General features: G+C 68.5%; 20 protein-coding genes. 9 read left to right on the top strand and 11 right to left on the bottom strand.

Annotated elements, in window-relative coordinates; translation table 11 throughout:
- Positions 1-4: 4 nt before the first annotated feature.
- On the bottom strand, positions 5-697 hold the full coding sequence (locus J2Y58_RS12220; protein WP_310103474.1) for a dienelactone hydrolase family protein: 693 nt from the start codon (positions 695-697) through the stop codon (positions 5-7).
- A 143-nt stretch (positions 698-840) separates the two neighbouring features.
- On the opposite strand from J2Y58_RS12220, the gene J2Y58_RS12215 reads away from it, so the two are divergent.
- From J2Y58_RS12215 to J2Y58_RS12190, 6 genes are read left to right on the top strand one after another with little or no spacing between them, the layout of a single operon-like run.
- On the top strand, positions 841-1,077 hold the full coding sequence (locus tag J2Y58_RS12215) for a DUF6489 family protein (protein ID WP_310103472.1): 237 nt from the start codon (positions 841-843) through the stop codon (positions 1,075-1,077).
- Positions 1,074-2,348, top strand: coding sequence for a tRNA uridine-5-carboxymethylaminomethyl(34) synthesis GTPase MnmE (gene mnmE / locus J2Y58_RS12210; protein WP_310103470.1), 1,275 nt, complete (start codon positions 1,074-1,076; stop codon positions 2,346-2,348). Before J2Y58_RS12215 ends, mnmE begins: the two co-directional genes overlap by 4 nt.
- A 9-nt stretch (positions 2,349-2,357) precedes the next feature.
- Positions 2,358-4,070, top strand: coding sequence for a tRNA uridine-5-carboxymethylaminomethyl(34) synthesis enzyme MnmG (gene mnmG, locus J2Y58_RS12205; RefSeq protein ID WP_310103468.1), 1,713 nt, complete (start codon positions 2,358-2,360; stop codon positions 4,068-4,070).
- Complete coding sequence (rsmG, locus tag J2Y58_RS12200) at positions 4,067-4,675, top strand: 16S rRNA (guanine(527)-N(7))-methyltransferase RsmG (RefSeq protein WP_310103466.1); 609 nt, start codon at positions 4,067-4,069, stop codon at positions 4,673-4,675. The genes mnmG and rsmG overlap by 4 nt, the downstream gene beginning before the upstream one ends.
- Positions 4,675-5,457 carry an AAA family ATPase gene (locus J2Y58_RS12195; RefSeq protein ID WP_310103465.1) on the top strand — a complete coding sequence of 261 codons (783 nt, stop codon included), beginning with the start codon at positions 4,675-4,677 and terminating at the stop codon, positions 5,455-5,457. The genes rsmG and J2Y58_RS12195 overlap by 1 nt, the downstream gene beginning before the upstream one ends.
- Positions 5,454-6,374, top strand: a complete 921-nt coding sequence (locus tag J2Y58_RS12190) for a ParB/RepB/Spo0J family partition protein (protein ID WP_310103463.1) — start codon at positions 5,454-5,456, stop codon at positions 6,372-6,374. Before J2Y58_RS12195 ends, J2Y58_RS12190 begins: the two co-directional genes overlap by 4 nt.
- Here J2Y58_RS12190 and holA read toward each other — a convergent pair.
- Genes holA through J2Y58_RS12170 form a run of 4 tightly spaced genes read right to left on the bottom strand, consistent with a single transcriptional unit; the run spans position 6,371 to position 10,887 of the window.
- Complete coding sequence (gene holA / locus J2Y58_RS12185) at positions 6,371-7,381, bottom strand: DNA polymerase III subunit delta (RefSeq protein ID WP_310103462.1); 1,011 nt, start codon at positions 7,379-7,381, stop codon at positions 6,371-6,373. The genes J2Y58_RS12190 and holA overlap by 4 nt on opposite strands.
- Entirely contained in the window at positions 7,378-7,881 is a 504-nt protein-coding gene (gene lptE, locus J2Y58_RS12180) for an LPS assembly lipoprotein LptE (protein WP_310103526.1), read from the bottom strand. The genes holA and lptE overlap by 4 nt, the downstream gene beginning before the upstream one ends.
- Before the next feature lie 2 nt (positions 7,882-7,883).
- Positions 7,884-10,424 carry a leucine--tRNA ligase gene (gene leuS / locus J2Y58_RS12175; RefSeq protein WP_310103459.1) on the bottom strand — a complete coding sequence of 847 codons (2,541 nt, stop codon included), beginning with the start codon at positions 10,422-10,424 and terminating at the stop codon, positions 7,884-7,886.
- A gap of 16 nt (positions 10,425-10,440) precedes the next feature.
- Complete coding sequence (locus tag J2Y58_RS12170; protein WP_310103456.1) at positions 10,441-10,887, bottom strand: DUF3576 domain-containing protein; 447 nt, start codon at positions 10,885-10,887, stop codon at positions 10,441-10,443.
- Between the two features lie 216 nt (positions 10,888-11,103).
- On the opposite strand from J2Y58_RS12170, the gene J2Y58_RS12165 reads away from it, so the two are divergent.
- On the top strand, positions 11,104-11,817 hold the full coding sequence (locus tag J2Y58_RS12165; protein WP_310103453.1) for a hypothetical protein: 714 nt from the start codon (positions 11,104-11,106) through the stop codon (positions 11,815-11,817).
- 73 nt (positions 11,818-11,890) lie between these two features.
- Here J2Y58_RS12165 and J2Y58_RS12160 read toward each other — a convergent pair whose 3' ends face one another.
- Positions 11,891-12,403 carry a thiamine phosphate synthase gene (locus J2Y58_RS12160; RefSeq protein WP_310103448.1) on the bottom strand — a complete coding sequence of 171 codons (513 nt, stop codon included), beginning with the start codon at positions 12,401-12,403 and terminating at the stop codon, positions 11,891-11,893.
- A gap of 22 nt (positions 12,404-12,425) precedes the next feature.
- Between J2Y58_RS12160 and J2Y58_RS12155 the strand changes: the two genes are divergently transcribed.
- Positions 12,426-13,085: a YggS family pyridoxal phosphate-dependent enzyme gene (locus J2Y58_RS12155; protein WP_310103445.1), complete on the top strand. Its 660-nt coding sequence runs from the start codon at positions 12,426-12,428 to the stop codon at positions 13,083-13,085.
- A complete protein-coding gene (locus J2Y58_RS12150) occupies positions 13,082-13,747 on the top strand; it encodes an HAD family phosphatase (RefSeq protein ID WP_310103442.1) in 666 nt (221 codons plus the stop codon). Before J2Y58_RS12155 ends, J2Y58_RS12150 begins: the two co-directional genes overlap by 4 nt.
- Before the next feature lie 2 nt (positions 13,748-13,749).
- Here the strand turns inward: J2Y58_RS12150 and ribA are convergent, their stop codons facing one another.
- From ribA to rho, 5 genes are all read right to left on the bottom strand, one after another.
- On the bottom strand, positions 13,750-14,772 hold the full coding sequence (ribA, locus tag J2Y58_RS12145) for a GTP cyclohydrolase II (protein WP_310103524.1): 1,023 nt from the start codon (positions 14,770-14,772) through the stop codon (positions 13,750-13,752).
- A gap of 44 nt (positions 14,773-14,816) precedes the next feature.
- Positions 14,817-15,599, bottom strand: a complete 783-nt coding sequence (locus J2Y58_RS12140) for an exodeoxyribonuclease III (protein WP_310103439.1) — start codon at positions 15,597-15,599, stop codon at positions 14,817-14,819.
- A gap of 306 nt (positions 15,600-15,905) precedes the next feature.
- Positions 15,906-16,529: an outer-membrane lipoprotein carrier protein LolA gene (locus J2Y58_RS12135; RefSeq protein WP_310103436.1), complete on the bottom strand. Its 624-nt coding sequence runs from the start codon at positions 16,527-16,529 to the stop codon at positions 15,906-15,908.
- Positions 16,530-16,593: 64 nt separating this feature from the next.
- On the bottom strand, positions 16,594-17,325 hold the full coding sequence (locus tag J2Y58_RS12130) for a TerC family protein (protein WP_310103433.1): 732 nt from the start codon (positions 17,323-17,325) through the stop codon (positions 16,594-16,596).
- Between the two features lie 292 nt (positions 17,326-17,617).
- Positions 17,618-18,874 (bottom strand): transcription termination factor Rho, encoded by a 1,257-nt coding sequence (gene rho / locus J2Y58_RS12125; protein WP_058754510.1) that lies wholly within the window; start codon positions 18,872-18,874, stop codon positions 17,618-17,620.
- Positions 18,875-19,098: the final 224 nt, after the last annotated feature.

The raw sequence follows: 19,098 nt of genomic DNA, 5'->3' as shown, positions 1-19,098 counted from the left end.
CCGGTCAGCCGAGATGCTCGGCGAAGAACGCCGCGGTCCGCCGATCCGCCAGCGCCGCCGCCGCGTCCGACCGCCGCTTCCCGAACTCGGTCGCGAAACCGTGGTCCTCGCCCGGATAGTCCTCCAGCGTCACCTTCGGATGATCGTCGAGCCCGGCGTGCATCGCCGCCTGCGTGTCCTTGTCGACGAACCCGTCGTCGCCTGCGATGTGCAGCAGCAGCGGCTTGGCGATGGCATGCTTCTCGCCCAGCAGCCCGTCGATGCCGACCGCATAATAGCCGACGCTGGCATCCACATCGGTCCGCGCTGCGGTCATATACGCCAGCCGCCCGCCAAGACAGTAGCCGACCGCCCCGACCTTCGCGACGCCCTCGCCGCGCGCGATACGGATCGCCGCCTCGATATCGCGGATGCCCTGATCCTGGTCGAACTGGCCCATCAGATTCAGCGCGCGCTGCATCTCCGGCTCGACGTCCGGGTCGAGCTCGATCCCCGGCGTGATCCGCCAGAACAGGTCCGGTGCGATCGCCAGATATCCCGCCTCCGCGAGCGTGTCGCACTTGCGGCGGATGCCCGCGTTCACGCCGAAGATCTCCTGGATCACGACGATCGCCGCGGTCGGCGTGCCCGCCGGTGCGGCGCGATAGGCCGGCATCGACGCACCGTCGAGCGTCGGGATCGAGAGCATGTCCGTCATCGTGCAGTCACTCCTGTAATGGCGTCCCGCCCCGGCGCACGACCATGCGCAACGTGCCAAGCGCGTTGCGGCCGGTCGTGCTTAGCGGGCATAGACCGGACTGACGTTCGCACGCGGGGCGGCGTCGCGGCAAGGAGCGCATCATGAAGGTCACGATCGAAGTCGACTGCACGCCCGAGGAGGCGCGCCGCATGATGGGACTCCCCGATCTCACCCCGCTCCACGACCATTATCTCGCCCGCATGCGCGAGACGATCGACGGCCAGGCGCCCTCCCCCGAGCTGATCGGCGCGATGTTGCGCAGTTGGGCTCCGGTCGGCGATGCGGGCATGGACTTCTGGCGGCAATTGTTCGCGCGCGGTATCAAGCCGGGCGCATGACCCCGACGATCTTCGCGCTGTCCAGCGGCCGCCCGCCGGCGGCGATCGCGGTGATCCGGATCAGCGGTCCTGCTGCCCGAGCGGCCGGTACGGCGCTCGCCGGCACGCTACCGCCGCCCCGCTGCGCCGCCCTTCGCCGGCTGCGCGACGCCAGCGGGGACACGCTCGACCAGGCGCTGGTGCTGTTCTTCCCCGGCCCAGCCACGGCGACGGGCGAGGATCTCGTCGAATTTCATCTGCATGGCGGCCGCGCCGTGATCGCCGCTGTCGAACAGGCACTCGCAGCCCAACCCGGCCTCGTCCCCGCACAGCCGGGCGAGTTCACCCGCCGCGCGCTGCTCAACAACCGCCTCGACCTGGCGCAGACCGAAGGGCTCGCCGATCTTCTCGAGGCCGAGACCGACCTGCAGCGCCGCGCGGCGCTCGCGATTGCTGAAGGCGGATTCAGCCGGCACGTCGAGGCGTGGATGGCACAGTTGAGCATGATCGCGGCGCGGATCGAGGCCGAACTGGACTTCGCGGATGAGGACGATGTTGCGGGAGCGACGGCGTTCGACGTCACGGCCGTGGTCGCGCCGCTGCTCGCCGAGATGACTGAGATGCTGGCCTGCCCGCCGGTCGAGCGGCTCCGCGACGGCATCGTCGTGGTGCTCGCCGGCCCGCGCAACGCCGGCAAGTCGTCGCTCTTCAACGCGCTGCTCGGCCGTGACGCCGCGATCGTTACCGACATTGCCGGCACGACGCGTGACGTCATCGAAGCACCTGTCACGCGCGCCGGTATCCCCTATCGACTGGTCGATACGGCCGGACTGATCGACGAAACGCCGGACGTTGTCGAAGCCATCGGTATCGAGCGCGCACGGGCGTTGCTGGAGACAGCGGACCTGCTGCTATGGCTGGGCAACCCCGCCGAAGCCCCGGCCGGCGCGATCCGCGTCGGAGCGCGGCGCGACGATCGTGCTGCGCAAGATGAAGCCGTCGATCTCACCACCTCGATCTACGACCCCCGCTCGATCGACGCCTTATGGTTGGCGATAGCCGAACGTGCGAGCGGACTGCTTGGCGCTGGAGATACGCTTATGCTCCACCAGCGCCATCGCGTCCTGATCGACCAGGCGACCAAGGCACTCGCTACGGTCGGTGACGACGACCTCCTTCTTGATGCCGAGCACGTGCGGATTGCCAACCGTGCGCTTGCGGCGGTACTGGGGCGAAACGCGACAGAGGCGATGCTCGATGCGCTTTTTGGCCGCTTCTGCCTCGGCAAGTGAGTGTTCCACGTGAAACGTTTTGATGTGATCGTCGTCGGCGGTGGGCACGCCGGCACCGAAGCGGCTGCTGCCGCGGCGCGACGCGGCGCGACGGTTGCGCTCGTCAGCCAGTCGGTTGCGCAGATCGGGACGATGTCGTGCAACCCATCGATCGGCGGATTGGGCAAAGGGCATCTGGTGCGCGAAGTCGACGCGCTCGATGGGTTGATGGGTAGTGCAGCGGATGCTGCCGGCATCCACTATCGCATGCTCAATCGCTCGAAAGGGCTCGCGGTCCAAGGTCCGCGCCTTCAGGCCGACCGACGCCGCTATCGGGCTGCGATCCACGCCCGGCTCGATGGTTACCCACACCTCTTCCGCATCGAAGATGAAGCTGTCGCGCTTGAGGTGCGAAGCGGTCGGGTGACCGGCATTCAGACGGCCACGGGCCGGGTCATCGATGGAGCGGCGGTCGTGTTGGCGACAGGCACCTTCCTCGGCGGCCGCATCTTCCGCGGCCTCGATCGCGAGGCGGGCGGCCGCGTGGGCGAGCGCCCTGCCACCCGCCTCGGGGAGCAACTTCGCGCGCTTCAGCTCCCGATGGGTCGGTTGAAGACCGGCACGCCGCCGCGGCTGGACGGACGAACGATCGACTGGGCCCGTCTCGAACCGCAGCCATCCGATGCCGACGACTGGCGCATGTCGCCGATCACGCGAGGTCCACGCCTGCCGCAACTCGCCTGCGCCATCACGCGGACCAATTCAGCAACCCACGACATCATTCGTGCCGGCCTTAAGACGTCGCCGCTCTTTTCCGGCGCAATTGAGGGCGGCGGTCCTCGATACTGCCCTTCGATCGAGGATAAGGTGCACCGGTTTGGCGATCGCGACGGACACCAGATCTTTCTCGAGCCGGAGGGGCTCGACGATCATCTAATCTATCCCAACGGCGTATCGACCTCCCTCGCGCCCGATATTCAGGAGCGCATGATCCGGTCGGTCGCCGGTCTGGAACGCGCCGAGATCGCGCAACTCGGCTACGCCGTCGAGTACGACTACATCGATCCGCGCGCCTTGGACCATCGGCTTGCGCTGAATGCCATCGACGGCATCTTCTGCGCCGGGCAACTTAACGGGACGACCGGGTATGAAGAAGCGGCGGCACAAGGCCTGGTTGCCGGGCTTAACGCTGCGGCCTTTGCCCGCGATCTGGCGCCGGCGATCACCGATCGGGCGCAGGGCTATATCGGCGTCATGATCGACGATCTTGTTCTTCAGGGGGTCAGCGAGCCCTATCGCATGCTCACCGCCCGCGCCGAATACCGACTGGCGCTGCGGGCAGACAACGCGGAGCCGCGCTTATCACACTGGGGTGCCGAGTTGGGCGCGCTTGGCCCGGATCGCCTGGCACATCTCCATCGTCGAACGACCATGCGCGACGCGGCCCGCGAAGGGCGTACCGAAGATGTCGACCCTGATATTATCCGGGAGGTGGAGGAGGATCAGCGGTATGCGCCTTACCTCGCCAGGCAGAGTGAGGAGATCGAGCGCATGCGCCGCGACGAGGCCGTCCCAATCGATACCTCCGATGACGCCCTTCGTACCATCGCCGGGCTGTCGAACGAAATGGTCGAGCGTCTCGGCGTTGCCGCGCCCAAAACGCTGGGGGAAGCGTCACGCGTTCGTGGCGTCACCCCCGCCGCGCTCGCCGCATTATGGCTCCACTCGCGGCGGCGCGCATGACTGAGGATGATGCGCGGGGCTGGTGTGCCGCACACGCGAGCACGACCGGCATGCAACTGCTCGATCGATTTGCCGCGTTGGTCGTGGACGAAAACCAACGTCAGAACCTGATCTCGCCCGCAACCTGCGACTTGATCTGGTCGCGCCATATCGCCGATTCGGCGCAGTTGCTCAATCACATGCCCGCCGCTGCTCGGTCGTGGCTCGACATCGGTTCGGGGCCCGGCTTTCCCGGTATCGTCATTGCCATTCTGCGCGATCTTCCCGTGACACTCGTCGAACCACGCACGCGCCGCGTTCAGTTTATGGTCGACGCTGCCGAGCGACTGGGCTTGCGCCACGTCGCAGTGCAGCGCGCCAAGGCAGAGGGTATCACCGGAACCTTCGACGTCATCAGTGCGCGAGCGGTGGCGAGCATCCCCAGCCTCCTCGCCATGACGGGCCATTTGCGCGACGCAAAAACGCGATTGATTCTTCCGCGCGGCCGGAATGGTGCTAGGGAGGTAGCAGAACTGCCGGCCACGCAACGCCGCATGTTTCACGTGGAACAAAGCGTCACAGACCCGGACTCGGTGATCGTGATCGCTGATGGAGTGAGGGCCTGATGTTCTGCATCGCGGTGGCAAACCAGAAGGGCGGCGTCGGGAAGACCACCAGCGCGATCAATCTCGCGACCGCCTTGGCGGCGTCCGGTCACAAGGTCCTGCTGGTGGACCTCGACCCCCAAGGTAACGCCTCCACCGGACTAGGGATCAACCAGGCGCAACGTCAACGGTCTAGCTACGACGTGTTGATCGACAGCGACGGTGTCGCCGAAGCCGCGGTCGCGACCGAGATACCGCTGCTCGACGTACTGCCCGCCACCGTCGACCTGTCTGGTGCCGAGATCGAACTGGTCGAGCTGGAGCAGCGCACCCATCGGCTTCGTCGCGCCTTTCAGCGCACGACCCGCGCGTGGGATATCGTCCTCATCGATTGCCCGCCGTCACTTGGCCTCTTGACCATCAATGCGATGGTGGCCGCCGATGCCTTGCTCGTACCGTTGCAGTGCGAGTTCTTCGCACTGGAGGGGCTCAGCCAATTGCTCAATACCGTCGAGCGTATCCGGTCGCGGTTCAACCCGTCGCTCTCGATCCTGGGTGTCGCGCTGACGATGTTCGACCGTCGCAACCGCCTCACCGATCAGGTTTCGAACGACGTGCGCGCGGTGCTAGGGCAGGTCGTCTTCGATACGGTGATCCCGCGCAACGTCCGGCTGTCCGAGGCGCCCAGCCACGGGCTACCGGCGCTCATCTACGATCACAAGTGCAGCGGGTCGGAGGCATATATGGCGCTCGCCCGAGAACTGATCCGGCGATTGCCGCACATGGAGCATGAAGCAGCGTGACTGATTTCGCCACCCGCCGCGCCAAAGGCGGTCTCGGCCGCGGCCTGAACGCCCTGCTCGGCGACGTTGCGCAGGACCAACGCGACTCTGCCGACACCGGTCCGGCACGCGGCACGGTGCGGATGATCCCGGTCTCGGCAATCGCCCCACATCCCGAACAGCCGCGCCGTCACTTCGACGAAGCGGCGCTCGACGAACTCGCCGCGTCCATCGCGCAGCGCGGCGTGATCCAACCGATCATCGTCCGCCCGCACGGGCAGGATTTCCAGATCGTCGCCGGCGAGCGCCGCTGGCGTGCGGCGCAGCGCGCCCGGCTCCACGAGGTGCCGGTCGTCGTCCGCGACTATTCCGACAGCGAGACGCTCCAGATCGCGCTGCTCGAGAACATCCAGCGCCAGGACCTCAACGCGATCGAGGAAGCCCGCGCCTACCAGCGGCTGCTCGACGAATTCGGGCACACCCAGGAAGAGCTCGCCCGCGCGGTCCACAAGTCGCGCAGCCACGTCACCAACCTGCTGCGGCTGCTCGACCTGCCACCCGAGGTGCAGGCCCAGGTCGTCGACGGGAAGCTGGCGATGGGCCATGCGCGCGCGCTGGTGGGTGCCGCCGATCCGGTCGCACTCGCCGAACAGGTTCTGTCGCAGGGGCTGTCGGTCCGCCAGACCGAACGGCTCGCCAGCCAGGACAAGCACGGCGCACCCACGTCGCGCACGCCCGCGAACCGCCCCGCCCCCGCGCCGTCACCAAGCGGCGGCAGCGCCGACATCGACGCGCTCGAACGTCAGCTCGCCGACCTGCTCGGCCTCCGCGTCCACATCACCTTCAACGACGACGGCCGTGGCGCGATCACGCTCGAATACAGCTCGCTCGAGCAGCTCGACATGGTGTGCCAGCGGCTGAGCGGGGAACGGATTTAGCGCACCGACCGCGCCAGCCGCAGCAGGAACGTATCCGTCACCACGCGCCCGGCCGGGCCGGCAGCGATCACGTCGCGCTCCACGCGCCGCGCGGCGGCCTGCGCGGCGGCGAGCATCGGCAGCGTCCAGCGCCGCACCGCCGCCGCGGTGGCGGCCTCCTCCTTCCAGAAGACGCGGTGGCGCTTGAGCACCTGCTCGACCCCCTCCCCCGCATCGGCCGCCGCGCGCATCTCGGCCAGCATCACCAGCCGCCGCCCCAGCGCGCGCAGCACCGGAATCGGAGACGCGTCCGGGCCGCTCATGCGCCGCAGCGCGGTTACCAGCCCTGCGACCTCGCCAGCGGTCGTCGCCAGCACGATCTCGCCGATCTCGCCCTCCGCGATCTCCGCTCCGATCGCCTCCAGGGCCGCGTCGTCGGCATCGACCGGCCGCTCGGGTGCCGCATCGAGGTACAGCGCCAGCTTCTCCACCTCGCGCATCATCACCGCGCGGTCGCCGTCGCTCCCGCGGATAACGCGCTGCACCGCCGCCGGCGACATCCGCAGCCCCGCACCGCGCGCCAGCTCCGCGACGATCGCCGCCGCATCGCGCGCGCCCGGCGGGTAGCACGCAAACGCCAGCGCGCGATCCGAGTCGATGGCAGCCTTCACCAACTTGCCGCTCGCCTTGACGGACGGCGCCAGTATTACCGCCGGGTTGCCCGCCCGCTCCGCCGCCAACAGCGCCTCCACCGCCTCCAGCGACTCCTCCCCCGCGCCGGTCACGTGCACGAACCGCGCGCCCCCGAACAGCGAGATCGCCGCCGCCTCATCGCTCAACCGCGCCGGATCACCGCGCAGCGTCGCGCCGTCGAGATCGACGCGCTCCGCCTCCGCACCCATCGCCTTCGCCAGCCGCGCGACGAACGCCTGCGCGACCGCCTCGTCGGGTCCATGCAGGAGAAACAACCGGATATCCGCCGGCGGCCGGTCCAGCGCCGCGATCAGCCGCGCCTCGGTGGCCTTCACGACCCCGGCTGCGTCCGCCGCGCATAGAGCGCCAGCCGCGCGACGATCTGGTCGGCGATCGTCTCCGACAGCCGCTCCAACGCGGTGCTCTCCGCCGCGATCGTCGCATATTCCGATCCGACCACGTCGATCCCCGCGTCAGAGCCGGCGGTCGCATCCAGCACCACCGATCCGCTCGCCGCATCGATCAGCTGATAGCGCGCGCGCAAGGTCCGCCGCTCGCGCGCCACCGAATCGTCGCTGCGCGCACCCAGGCCGACGATGCGGTCGTCGAGCCGCACGTTCAGCCGATACCGCGCCGCGCCGCCGCCCAGCGCCGACAGCCGCTCGCGCAGCGCCCCGCTGACCAGCCATCCGGCCTTGCCCTCGATTGGCACGACCTCGACCGCGCCGAGCGTCCCTGCGACCGCACCGTGCCCGCCGCCCGTATAGAGCGGAGTCAGCCCGCACCCCGCCAGCGGTACCGCGAGCAGCAGCGCGATCGTCAGCCCGGCGCGCATCGTCACGCGACCACGTTCACGAGCCGGTCGGGCACCACGATCACCTTGCGCGGCGTCTTGCCCTCCAGCGCCCGGACGATCTTCTCCGAGGCCAGCGCCGCCGCTTCGGCATCCTCGCGCGCCAGCCCCTTGGGCAGCGTCAGCGTATCGCGCAGCTTGCCGTTGACCTGCACCGCAATCGTGACCTCGTCCTCGACCAGCAACGCCGCGTCGACCGCCGGCCAGGGCACGTCGGCGATCAGCCCCTCGCCGCCCTGCGCGCGCCATGCCTCCTCCGCGATATGCGGCGCCATCGGTGCCACCAGCCGCATCAGCGTGGCGATCGCGGCATCGCGCGACGCGGACGGCGCCGCCTTCTCGATCGCGGCAACCAGTTCGTAGAGCTTAGCGACCGCCTTGTTGAACGACAGCGCCTCGATCGCGGCGGCCACGTCGGCGATCGTCCGGTGCAGCTTGCGGTCGAGCGCCGCATCCACGCCCTCCCCGCCCTTCGCGCCCTCGAACAAGCGCCACAGCCGCTGGACGAAGCGCCACGCGCCCTCGATCCCGTTCTCGCTCCACTCCAGGTCGCGTTCGGGTGGCGAGTCGGACAGCATGAACCACCGCACCGCGTCCGCGCCATATTGGTCGACGATCGGCTCGGGATCGACGGTGTTCTTCTTGGACTTGGACATCTTCTCCACGCGACCGCGGACGATCGGGATCATCGCCCCGTCCTCCGCGCGGAAGAACAAACGGCCCTCCTCGCCCACCGTCAGGTCGGCCGGCGAGACCCACAAGGCGCTTTGCGGTCCGTCGTAGTCGGGCAGGTCGAGCTGATACGTCTCGTGGGTCACCATGCCCTGCGTGAACAGCCCGGTGAACGGCTCGGCGACGTCGATCAGCCCGACGTGCCGCAGCGCGCGCGTCCAGAAGCGCGCATACAGCAGGTGGAGGATCGCATGCTCGACGCCGCCGATATACTGCCCGACCGGCAGCCAGCTCTCCGCCACTGCGCGGTCGAAGGGCCGATCCTCGGGCTGGCTGGCGAAGCGGATGAAATACCACGACGAATCCGCGAAGGTGTCGAGCGTGTCGGTATCGCGCAGCGCATCGGCCCCACACGCCGGGCAGGCGACATGCTTCCACGTCGGATGGCGATCGAGCGGATTGCCCGGCACGTCGAACGTCACGTCCTCGGGCAGCGTCACCGGCAGCTGCTCGCGCGGCACCGGCACCTCGCCGCACGTCGCACAATGGATGATCGGGATCGGCGTGCCCCAATAACGCTGCCGGCTCACCCCCCAGTCGCGCAGCCGGTACACGGTCGTACCCTTGCCCCAACCGCCCGCCTCGGCCCGTTCGATCACCGCGCGCTTGGCGGCATCGACCTCGATCCCGTCGAGGAACTGCGAGTTCACCAGCCTGCCGGGTCCGGTATAGGCGGCATCCTCATCGAAACCGGCGTCGACCTTGTCACCGTCCGCCACCACGCGGCGGATCGGCAGCGCATATTTGGTCGCGAAATCGAAATCGCGCTGGTCGTGCGCCGGCACCCCGAACACCGCGCCGGTGCCATAGTCCATCAGCACGAAATTCGCGATATAGACCGGCAGCTCGCCGGCCCCGAACGGATGCGTCGCGGTCAGCCCGGTGTCGTAGCCGAGCTTCTCCTGCGTCTCCAGTTCGGCGGCAGTCGTCCCGCCCTGCTTGCAGCGCTCGACGAACGCCGCAGCCGCCGCATCCCGCGCGGCCAGTGCCTGCGCGATCGGATGATCCGCCGCCACCGCGACGAAGCTGGCGCCGAACATCGTGTCGGGCCGGGTCGTGAACACCTCGACGCTGCCGCCGTCCGACAGCGTGAAGCGGAATTGCAGCCCCTGGCTCTTGCCGATCCAGTTCTCCTGCATCAGCCGCACCTTGTCGGGCCAATGCTCGAGGCGGCCCAGCCCGTCGATCAGCTCGTCGGCGAACTGCGTGATCTTCAGGAACCACTGGCTCAGCTTGCGCTTCTCGACCAGCGCGCCGGATCGCCAGCCGCGCCCGTCGATCACCTGCTCGTTGGCCAGCACGGTCATGTCGACCGGATCCCAGTTGACCGCCGATTCCTTGCGATAGACAAGCCCCGCCTTGAGGAAGTCGAGGAACAGCGCCTGTTCGTGCCCGTAATAATCGGCGTCGCACGTCGCCAGCTCACGCGTCCAGTCGAGCGCGAAGCCCAGCCGCTTCAGCTGCGCCTTCATCGTGGCGATATTGGCACGCGTCCAGTTCCCCGGATGCACGCCCTTCTCCATCGCCGCGTTTTCGGCCGGCATCCCGAACGCGTCCCACCCCATCGGATGAAGCACTTCATGCCCGGTCATCCGGCGATAGCGCGCCAGCACGTCGCCCATCGTGTAATTGCGGACATGGCCCATGTGGATCTTCCCCGACGGATAGGGGAACATCTCCAGCACGTAGCTCTTCGGCCTGGGGCTGTCGTCACGCGCGGCGAAGGTCTGGCGCTCGTCCCAGACGCGCTGCCAGTGCGCGTCGGCCTTCAGGGCATTGAAGCGGGTGTTCATCGTGTCGGTCGTCGCCTCAGCCGGTCACGGCGCCGCGGCGCAGGTCGCGCGCACGGGTCAGGATGATGTCCTCCAGCTTCTGCGTCGTCGCGGCCTCGACCGGCGACGCCACCCACTGCCCGCCGCGGTTCACCTCTCGCAGCGCCGCGACGCGCACCGCATCGGCGCGCAGGTCCTGGTCGAGGATCGACACGGTCAGCTTCATCCGCTCGGTCGGAGTCTGCGGATTGACGTACCAGTCGGTCACAATGACGCCGCCGTTGGAATCGGTCTGGAGCAGCGGCATGAAGCTGATCGTGTCCAGCGTCGCCCGCCACAGATAGCTGTTGACGCCGATCGTGGTGACCTTCGACGCGGCAAGGTCGCCTTCGGGCCGGGCGCCGCGACCCCCGCACGCCGACAGCGTCAGCGACAGGGCAAGAGCGGCGGACAGGCCAGCCGCAAGGCGCGAGGGGCGGAACATCGGCATCGTCCTTACAGGGAATACGAAAGCTAATTCGGGTGATCGTGCCCGCTCTACCCGCCCCGTCTGCCCCCCGCAAGCACGCCACATTGTGGACAAGATGCAACAGGTGTCTGACAAAAGGGTCGGGCGGTCATGGACTCGGAACGGATTCCTGTTAGGCCCGCTGACAGAGCCCGGGCGACAGCGTCCGGCGAAAAGGGGATGGACTGACTCGTGGCCGCAGGACGCCGCATCGCTGCTTGTATCGCGGGGGCCGCGCTGGCCGCTGCGGTCGCGGCCGTGCCCGCGCTCGGCGCGGCCGATTCCGCCCCGCGCACCGCGCGCAAGCTGGCGGCCGCTCCGCGCATCGCCGGCGGGTTCACGCCCTCGGCCGCCGATCCGAAGCTGGCCGCGCTGTTCGCGCGCGCCGGTCTCGACGCCAGCGGCTTTCGCTTCACACCGTCCGAATCGCGGATCGGCAACCGCGCGGTGACCGTGGCGGTCCGGGCGCGCTCGACCAGCGCGGCGCGCGATTCGTCGCGGTATGCGTCGGCGACCCCGGCGACGGTCGGCTTGGCGCCGATCGCCTACAATCTCGGCGTGGCGGTCGGCTGGAAGCGGTTCGCGATCTCGGGCGACGTCGCCAAGGTCGATCTCGCCGGCCTTCCCGGCAGCCGCGAGGGCGCGGACGTCGCGTTCAGCTACTCGGGCAACAAGTGGAGCGGCCGCGTCGGCGCCAGCGCCGACCGCCCGTTGGCCGGCACCCCGCGCTCGCTGGCGGAGCCGAACAGCTATTCGATCGATGTCGGCGGCAGCTATTCGATCACCCGCAACCTCGATCTGACCGCGGGCATGCGCTTGAAGACGGATCGCGACCGCCTGACCCGCGTCGATGACGAGCGCCGCGACAGTCAGGCGATCTACGTGGGCACCGCCTTCCGCTTCTGACGCACAAACCACCGTACCACTCTCCCCCGTTCGTCCTGAGCGTGTCGAAGGACGTGTTCGGCGGTGTCGACCTTTACCCCGACCACGCATCGATCGCCGCATAACCGTCGAAGCCCAGCGCGCGGATCCGCCGCCACCGCCGCTCGTCCATCCCGCCGAGCGCGATTCTGGTCACGGGTAGCCCCTTGGCGATGCCGGCGGCACGCAGCGGCCCCAATGCGCGCGTGTTCGGGTGCGATCGTGTCACATGGACTGGTGAAATCAGCACGATCTGCGCACCCGCACGCACCGCGGCGATAGCTTCGCGGCGATCGTGCGCCGGCCACGTCACCAATCCGCGCCCACGCCGCGCATGCACGCCGTCCGCGCGTCCCAGATGGCCACCGCCCGCGACGATCAGCACCAGCCCGCGTCGCCGCGCGACCCGCCGCACCGCCCGGAACAGCACCCGCCGCTCGCGATCGGGCAGGCGATAGTGCCGGAAGATCACTCCCGCGCCGCGCGGCAGCCGCTCCAGCGCCCGCCACAGCCCGGCCCCCTGCCGCTCGTCGGTCATCAGCCAGCGGTTGGGGTGGCGGGCGCGCATGGCGGTGCCTATAGCGCACGCGATGACCCCCGACGACCGTCTCGCCGCCATCCACGCCCGCATCGCCGCCGCGGCCCGCCCGGCGCAGCGCGACCCTGCCCAGGTCACGCTGGTGGCGGTGTCCAAGACCCATCCCGCCGAGGCGATCCGCCCGCTGCTCGGCCTCGGCCACCGCGACTTCGGCGAGAACCGCGTTCAGGAGGCACAGGCCAAGTGGCCGCAGTTGCAGGAGGAATTTCCCGACACGCGGCTGCACCTCGTTGGGCAGCTGCAATCGAACAAGGCCGCCGACGCGGTTGCGCTCGCCGATGCGATCCACAGCGTCGACCGTCCCTCGCTGGTCGCTGCGCTCGCCCGCGCGATGGACGCGCAGGGCCGCCGCCCCGATTGCTTCGTCCAGGTCAACATCGGTGCCGAGCCGCAGAAGGGCGGCTGCGCGATCGCCGACCTGCCCGCGCTGCTTGCCGAGGCCCGCGCTGCCGACCTGCCGGTCGCCGGATTGATGTGCGTGCCCCCCGCCGCCGTCGAACCCGCTCCCTATTTCGCGTTGCTTGCCCGGATCGCCCGCGATTCCGGTGTTTTCGCGCTCAGCATGGGCATGTCGGACGACCTCGAACAGGCGGTGATGCTCGGCGCCACCCACGTCCGCGTGGGCTCGGCCCTGTTCGGAGCGCGCGCATGACCCGCTTCGACGCGCTTCTCTTCGACTTCGACGGCGTCCTGATCGAAAGCGAGGCGACCGGCAATCGCCACATCGCCGACTATCTCACCGCCGCCGGCTTTCCCACCACGCCGGCGGAGTCGATGGCGCAGTTCATGGGCCTGTCGGGCAAGGATTTTCTCTCGGCGATCGAGGCCCATATCGGCGCCCCGATCCCGCCCGACTTCCAGGCCGCCCGCCGCGCCGAGGACGAACGCTGCCTGCGCGAAGGCATCGTGGAGGTCGCCGGCGCGACCGCCTTCGTCCGCTCGCTCCCCGTCACCCTGCCGCGCGCGGTCGTCTCGTCGAGCCGCGTCCGCTGGATCGCTACCCATCTCGGCCATCTCGGGCTTCGCGACGCGTTCGGCGAGCATCTCTATTCCGGCGCCGAGCATGTCGCCAACGGCAAGCCCGCCCCCGATCTCTACCTGTACGCCGCTGAACAGCTGGGCGTGTCGATCGAACGCTGCGCGATCATCGAGGATTCACCCGTCGGCGCGACCGGCGCGGTGGCGAGCGGCGCGTTCGTGATCGGGCTGGTCGCCGGGGGCCATTGCGGGCCCGATCATGCCGACCGCCTGCGCGCGATCGGCGTGGATGCCGTAGCGCGCGACTTCGCGGAGGTCGCCGCGCTCCTGCACTAAAATCAGAGCTGGTGGCCCGTCCGGTCGCGCTTGGTGGCCAGATAGCGTTCGTTGTGCGGATTGGCCGGCAACTTGTGCGGCACCCGCTCGACCACCTTCACCCCTTCGGCCTCCAGCCCCGCGACCTTGGCGGGGTTGTTGGTCAGCAATCGCACCCGGTCCTGTCCCAGCAGCCGCAACATCCGCGCCGCTACCCCGAAGTCCCGCGCATCAATTGCAAATCCCAGCCGCGTGTTGGCGTCGACGGTGTCGAACCCCTGATCCTGCAGCGCATAGGCGCGCAGCTTGTTGACCAGCCCGATCCCGCGTCCCTCCTGGCGCAGGTAAAGCAGCACGCCCCACCCCGCCGCGGCGATCGCCTGGATCGCCGCATCGAGCTGCGGCCCGCAATCGCACTTCAGGCTGCCCAGCACGTCGCCGGTCAGGCATTCGCTGTGCAGCCGCACGAGCGGCGGCGCGCCGTTCGGCGTTCCGATCAGCAGCGCGACGTGCTCGTCGGCGCTCTCGGGAGAGCGGAACGCGACGATCTCGGCCTGTTCCGCCCCCGCCACCGGCAACCGCGCCCGCACCGCGATCTGCAACCGTCGCGCATCCTCGTGCGCGTCGATGTCCGCAACGCGCACCGTCTCCTCCGCCGCGCCCTCGCCGATGACGAAGGCCGGCAGCAGCCCCGCGATCCGCGCCAGCCGCAGCGCCGCGGCCGCCGCGTGCGGCGACCCCGCCGCGATCGTGCGGAACGGCCCCTTCAGCGGTGTCGCCAGATCCAGCTGCGGATCGGCCAGCGCGGTCGCCAGCGCCATGTCGAACCACGGCGCATGTTCGACCACCACCGGCCGGTCGGGCACCGCCGCATCGCGCTGGTTGGTCAGCTTCAGCGTCTCCGCCCGCCCGCTCGACAGCAGCACGTCCCAGCGCGCGTCGCCCGCGAACCGCACCAGCCGCTCGGCATCCCCGGTCTCGATCGCCAGCAGCGTCAGCGGCGGCTCTCCTTCGGCCACCACCGTGATCGGCCAGCCGCGCCGCATCGCGTCGATCGCGCGCGCCGCATCGCGCCCGGAGGCCGCCGACGTCACCACGCGAACTCGGTCATGATCGGCACATGGTCGGACGGCTTCAGCCAGCTGCGGCACGCCTCGAACACGGTGTGCGACACCGCGGTCGTCGCGACATCGCCGGTCGCCCACATATGGTCGAGCCGCCGCCCGCGGTCGTTCTTCGTCCAGTCGGGGGAGCGATAGCTCCACCAGGTATGCAGCCGCGCCGGGGCCGGGTGGAAATGCCGCCCGAGATCGACCCAGTCGTTCGACGCCTTCAGCCGGTCGAGCGCCTCGACCTCGACCGGCGTATGGCTGACCACCTTCAGCAGCGCCTTGTGACTCCACACGTCGCTGGGCAGCGGTGCGATGTTGAAGTCGCCGGTCAGGATCGTCGGCACGCTGAGCGCCGCGGACCAGCGCGTCATGCGTTCGACGAAATCCAGCTTCTGCCCGAACTTGGCGTTCACCTCCCGATCCGGCACGTCGCCCCCGGCGGGGACGTAGACGTTCTCCAGCCGCACGCCGCCCGGCAATCGCACCCCCAGGTGGCGCGCCTCGCGATTGGCCTGCCAGTCCAGCCGATCGTCCTCCTCGACCGGTACGCGCGAGATCACGGCGACGCCGTGGTGCATCCGCTGTCCGTGCAGCAGCACATGCTCATAGCCAAGCGCGCGGAACGCCTCGACGGGGAAGTCGGCATCGACGACCTTCGTTTCCTGAAGGCACAGCACGTCCGGCTGAACCTCGCGCAGGAATTGCTCGACGATCTCGATGCGGAATCGCACCGAATTGATGTTCCAGGAGACGATCTTCACGGGGGTGGAGGTAGCTGTGTGCGTCAGTCACCACAAGCTGTCGGGGCGCGCCGCGGGCGGAGCCTGCGTCGGACGGGCCGGTTGGCCCGCCGGCCGTGCTTGGGCGTCTGGGCGCCCCGCCGCCCTGCGCAGAAAGGCCCCCGCTCCGGGGGCATGGAGCGAGGGCCGACTCAGCGTTCGTCACGCAAGCGGTAGGCAGGAAACCGAGCAACAGGGGGAAAATCCCAGTGGCCCACCGACCGTGCTGATGTCTCTACGACCCCAAGCCTTTCGCGAAGATGAACGAATTGGACAAAAACGCCGCGATCAGCCTGCGCGGCCCTGCCGCCGCGGATCGGTCCAGCGAAACGTCGAATCCGCCACCGGCACGTTGAAGCGCTGGTCGCTCAACCGGATCGTCGTGCGATTCCCCTGGCTGTCGAGCGCCGCCCAGCCTTGCAGCATCAACCCGGCCGGCGCATCGCCGCGCCGTGCGAAGACGAGCGTGATCCGCCCGTATTCGGGGTGCTTCGGATCATAGGCCTCGACCGACAGCACCGCGGGGTTGGGCGACGGCACCACCCTGGCATAGCGCGAGATGTCGCGCGACGGATCGAGCAACACCCCCAGCGGCGAATTGCCGATCGGCCAACGCTGCACCTGCTTGACCGAATAATCGACGAAGGTCAGCGCCTTGCCATCGCCGACGATCAGCAACGGCACGCCCTTCTGATATTGGAAGCGGATCTTGCCCGGCTTCTTCAGCGTCAGCGTGCCGTTCAGCACCTGGCCGTTGCGATCGGTCTGGCTGAACGCCGCGGTCATCGTCTCGGTCGCGCCGATCGATCGCTGCACCGCGGCCAGATCGGCATTGCCCTGTACCGCGGCGGGGGCCGCCATCACGGGCGCTGCCGTCACCAGCACGGCCAGCGGCAGGAGGTATTTCGACATGATGTCTCCCGACAGATACGAAGCGCGGACCTATCGCCGCCGCATTGAACCGGCCGTGAACCCGTCAGGTGAACAGCGTCACCAGCCCCGGCGTGTTCTCGGCCCCGACCCAGCCCTCGTAGATCATGCGGATCGCGACGAAGAGGATCACCGCCAGCCCGACATAGGCGATCCAGCGATAGCGATCGATGATCCGCGCGATGAAGTTCGCGGCCAGCCCCATCAGCGCCACCGACAGCAACAGCCCGATGACGAGGATGCCGGGATGCTCGCGCGCCGCGCCCGCCACCGCGAGCACGTTGTCGAGGCTCATCGACACATCGGCGACCGCCACCGCCCAGGCGGCGGCCGCAAAGCTCTTGGCGGGGCGAACCGTCTCGGCCTCGTTCTCGGCCGGAAGCTCCGAATGACCGCCGCTGCGGATCTCGCGCCAGAACTTCCAGCTGACCCATAGCAGCAGCAGCCCGCCGGCGAAGATCAACCCGACGATCCCCATCAGCCACGTCACGATCAACGCGAAGAAGATCCGCAGCACCAGCGCCGCGCCGATGCCGATCAGGATCACCTTCTTGCGCTGCTCGGAGGGGAGCCCGGCGGCCAGCGCACCGACGACGATCGCATTGTCGCCCGCCAGCACCAGGTCGATCATCAGCACCGACCCGAACGCCGCCAGCGCCGCCGGATCGGACAGGTTCGAGAAATCGGCGACGATATGCTGCCAGATATCGCCCAGCGATCCCGGACCCTGGATGGGCGCGGCAGCAGCCGCGGCGGCAAGCGTGGCGATAAGGCTCAAATTAGGTCACTCCCCGTCTGACCGCACCAATGATGCTGGCCGACATAACGTTCCGGGCGGGGAATACCATGCGATTGGGAGGTGATGATGGTGTGCGCTGCGGTGACGTGAAGAACGACCCCGCACCGTTCGCACTGAGCCTGTCGAAGCGCGTGTCCCGAGCGCGGCGGCTGGCGCACGTGCTTCGACAGGCTCAGCACCGACGGGATGGTTTACGGTTCGACAGTCACCGCAGGCAAAGCCCGCGTCGTCGGCCGGGTGCGCTTGCCCGCGCACCCGCCGACCACGCTCGTTATTGATTCATCGAATCGAAGAAATCGTCGTTGGTCTTCGAATCCTTCATCTTGCCCAGCAGGAACTCCATCGCGTCGACGGTGCCCATCTGCATCAGGATCCGGCGCAGCACCCACATCTTCGACAGCTGGCCCTTCTCGACCAGCAGCTCTTCCTTGCGCGTGCCGCTCTTGCCGACGTCGATCGCCGGGAAGATGCGCTTGTCGGCCACCTTGCGGTCCAGCACGATCTCGGCGTTGCCGGTGCCCTTGAACTCCTCGAAGATCACCTCGTCCATGCGGCTGCCGGTGTCGATCAGCGAGGTCGAGATGATCGTCAGCGACCCGCCCTCCTCGATGTTGCGCGCCGCGCCGAAGAAGCGCTTCGGCCGCTGGAGCGCATTGGCGTCGACACCGCCGGTCAGCACCTTGCCCGACGAAGGGACGACGGTGTTGTAGGCGCGGCCCAGGCGGGTGATGTTGTCGAGCAGGATCACCACGTCCTTCTTGTGCTCGACCAGCCGCTTGGCCTTTTCGATCACCATCTCGGCGACCTGGACGTGGCGCGTCGCGGGTTCGTCGAACGTGGAGCTGACCACCTCGCCGTTCACCGTGCGCTGCATGTCGGTGACTTCCTCGGGCCGCTCGTCGATCAGCAGCACCAGCAGGAACACCTCCGGGTGGTTGTGGCTGATCGCGCGCGCGATGTTCTGCATCATGATCGTCTTGCCGACGCGCGGCGGTGCGACGATCAGGCAGCGCTGGCCCTTGCCGATCGGCGCGACCACGTCGAGCACGCGGCCCGACTTGTCCTTGATGGTCGGATCCTCGATTTCCATCTTCAGCCGCTCATCCGGGTACAGCGGCGTCAGATTGTCGAAGTTCACGCGCTGGCGGACGCGCTCGGGCTCCTCGAAATTGACCTGCGTGATCTTCACCAGCGCGAAATAGCGTTCGCCGTCCTTCGGCCCGCGGATCTCGCCCTCGACCGTGTCGCCGGTGCGCAGCCCGTGCTTGCGGACCTGATTCGGGCTGACATAGATGTCGTCCGGCCCGGCGAGGTAATTCGCCTGTGCCGAGCGCAGGAAGCCGAAGCCGTCGGGCAGCACCTCGATCGTGCCCTCGCCCATGATCTGCTCGCCGTTCTCGGCCTGCACCTTCAGGATCGCGAACATCAGGTCCTGCTTGCGCAGCGTCGAGGCGCCCTCGACGCCCAGCTCCTCGGCAAGCTGCACCAGCTCGGCGGGCGCCTTCTTCTTCAAATCCTTGAGATGCATTGTGTCAGTCCGATGTGATCGGGGGTCGGGGAAAGCTCGGCCGGCGATGGAAAACGCGCGAGAAACGAAGCTGTAGAGGATGCGGCGCGCACCGAGGACCGGCGACGTCACGAGCGCGAGGTATGATTCGCATCCGGGTTAGTCAAGCGCCGACGTGGCCACCCCGTCATTCCCGCGCACGCGGGAATCCAGACGCGCAGGTCATCGCAAGGGGCGACACGTCA

The organism is Sphingomonas sp. BE138 (assembly GCF_031456125.1).
In the GTDB taxonomy this organism is placed as follows: domain Bacteria; phylum Pseudomonadota; class Alphaproteobacteria; order Sphingomonadales; family Sphingomonadaceae; genus Sphingomonas.
Note: the sequence above shows the minus strand (reverse complement) of the source record. Positions and strands in the feature narration are given on the sequence as shown.

What these genes read in the sequence shown, in the direction of transcription:
- J2Y58_RS12220 (WP_310103474.1), bottom strand. Translation starts at nt 697, where the DNA reads ATGACGGACATGCTCTCGATCCCGACGCTCGACGGTGCGTCGATGCCG.
- J2Y58_RS12215 (WP_310103472.1), top strand. Translation starts at nt 841, where the DNA reads ATGAAGGTCACGATCGAAGTCGACTGCACGCCCGAGGAGGCGCGCCGC.
- mnmE (WP_310103470.1), top strand. Translation starts at nt 1,074, where the DNA reads ATGACCCCGACGATCTTCGCGCTGTCCAGCGGCCGCCCGCCGGCGGCG.
- rsmG (WP_310103466.1), top strand. Translation starts at nt 4,067, where the DNA reads ATGACTGAGGATGATGCGCGGGGCTGGTGTGCCGCACACGCGAGCACG.
- J2Y58_RS12195 (WP_310103465.1), top strand. Translation starts at nt 4,675, where the DNA reads ATGTTCTGCATCGCGGTGGCAAACCAGAAGGGCGGCGTCGGGAAGACC.
- lptE (WP_310103526.1), bottom strand. Translation starts at nt 7,881, where the DNA reads ATGCGCGCCGGGCTGACGATCGCGCTGCTGCTCGCGGTACCGCTGGCG.
- leuS (WP_310103459.1), bottom strand. Translation starts at nt 10,424, where the DNA reads ATGAACACCCGCTTCAATGCCCTGAAGGCCGACGCGCACTGGCAGCGC.
- J2Y58_RS12170 (WP_310103456.1), bottom strand. Translation starts at nt 10,887, where the DNA reads ATGTTCCGCCCCTCGCGCCTTGCGGCTGGCCTGTCCGCCGCTCTTGCC.
- J2Y58_RS12160 (WP_310103448.1), bottom strand. Translation starts at nt 12,403, where the DNA reads ATGCGCGCCCGCCACCCCAACCGCTGGCTGATGACCGACGAGCGGCAG.
- J2Y58_RS12155 (WP_310103445.1), top strand. Translation starts at nt 12,426, where the DNA reads ATGACCCCCGACGACCGTCTCGCCGCCATCCACGCCCGCATCGCCGCC.
- J2Y58_RS12150 (WP_310103442.1), top strand. Translation starts at nt 13,082, where the DNA reads ATGACCCGCTTCGACGCGCTTCTCTTCGACTTCGACGGCGTCCTGATC.
- ribA (WP_310103524.1), bottom strand. Translation starts at nt 14,772, where the DNA reads ATGCGGCGCGGCTGGCCGATCACGGTGGTGGCCGAAGGAGAGCCGCCG.
- J2Y58_RS12135 (WP_310103436.1), bottom strand. Translation starts at nt 16,529, where the DNA reads ATGTCGAAATACCTCCTGCCGCTGGCCGTGCTGGTGACGGCAGCGCCC.
- rho (WP_058754510.1), bottom strand. Translation starts at nt 18,874, where the DNA reads ATGCATCTCAAGGATTTGAAGAAGAAGGCGCCCGCCGAGCTGGTGCAG.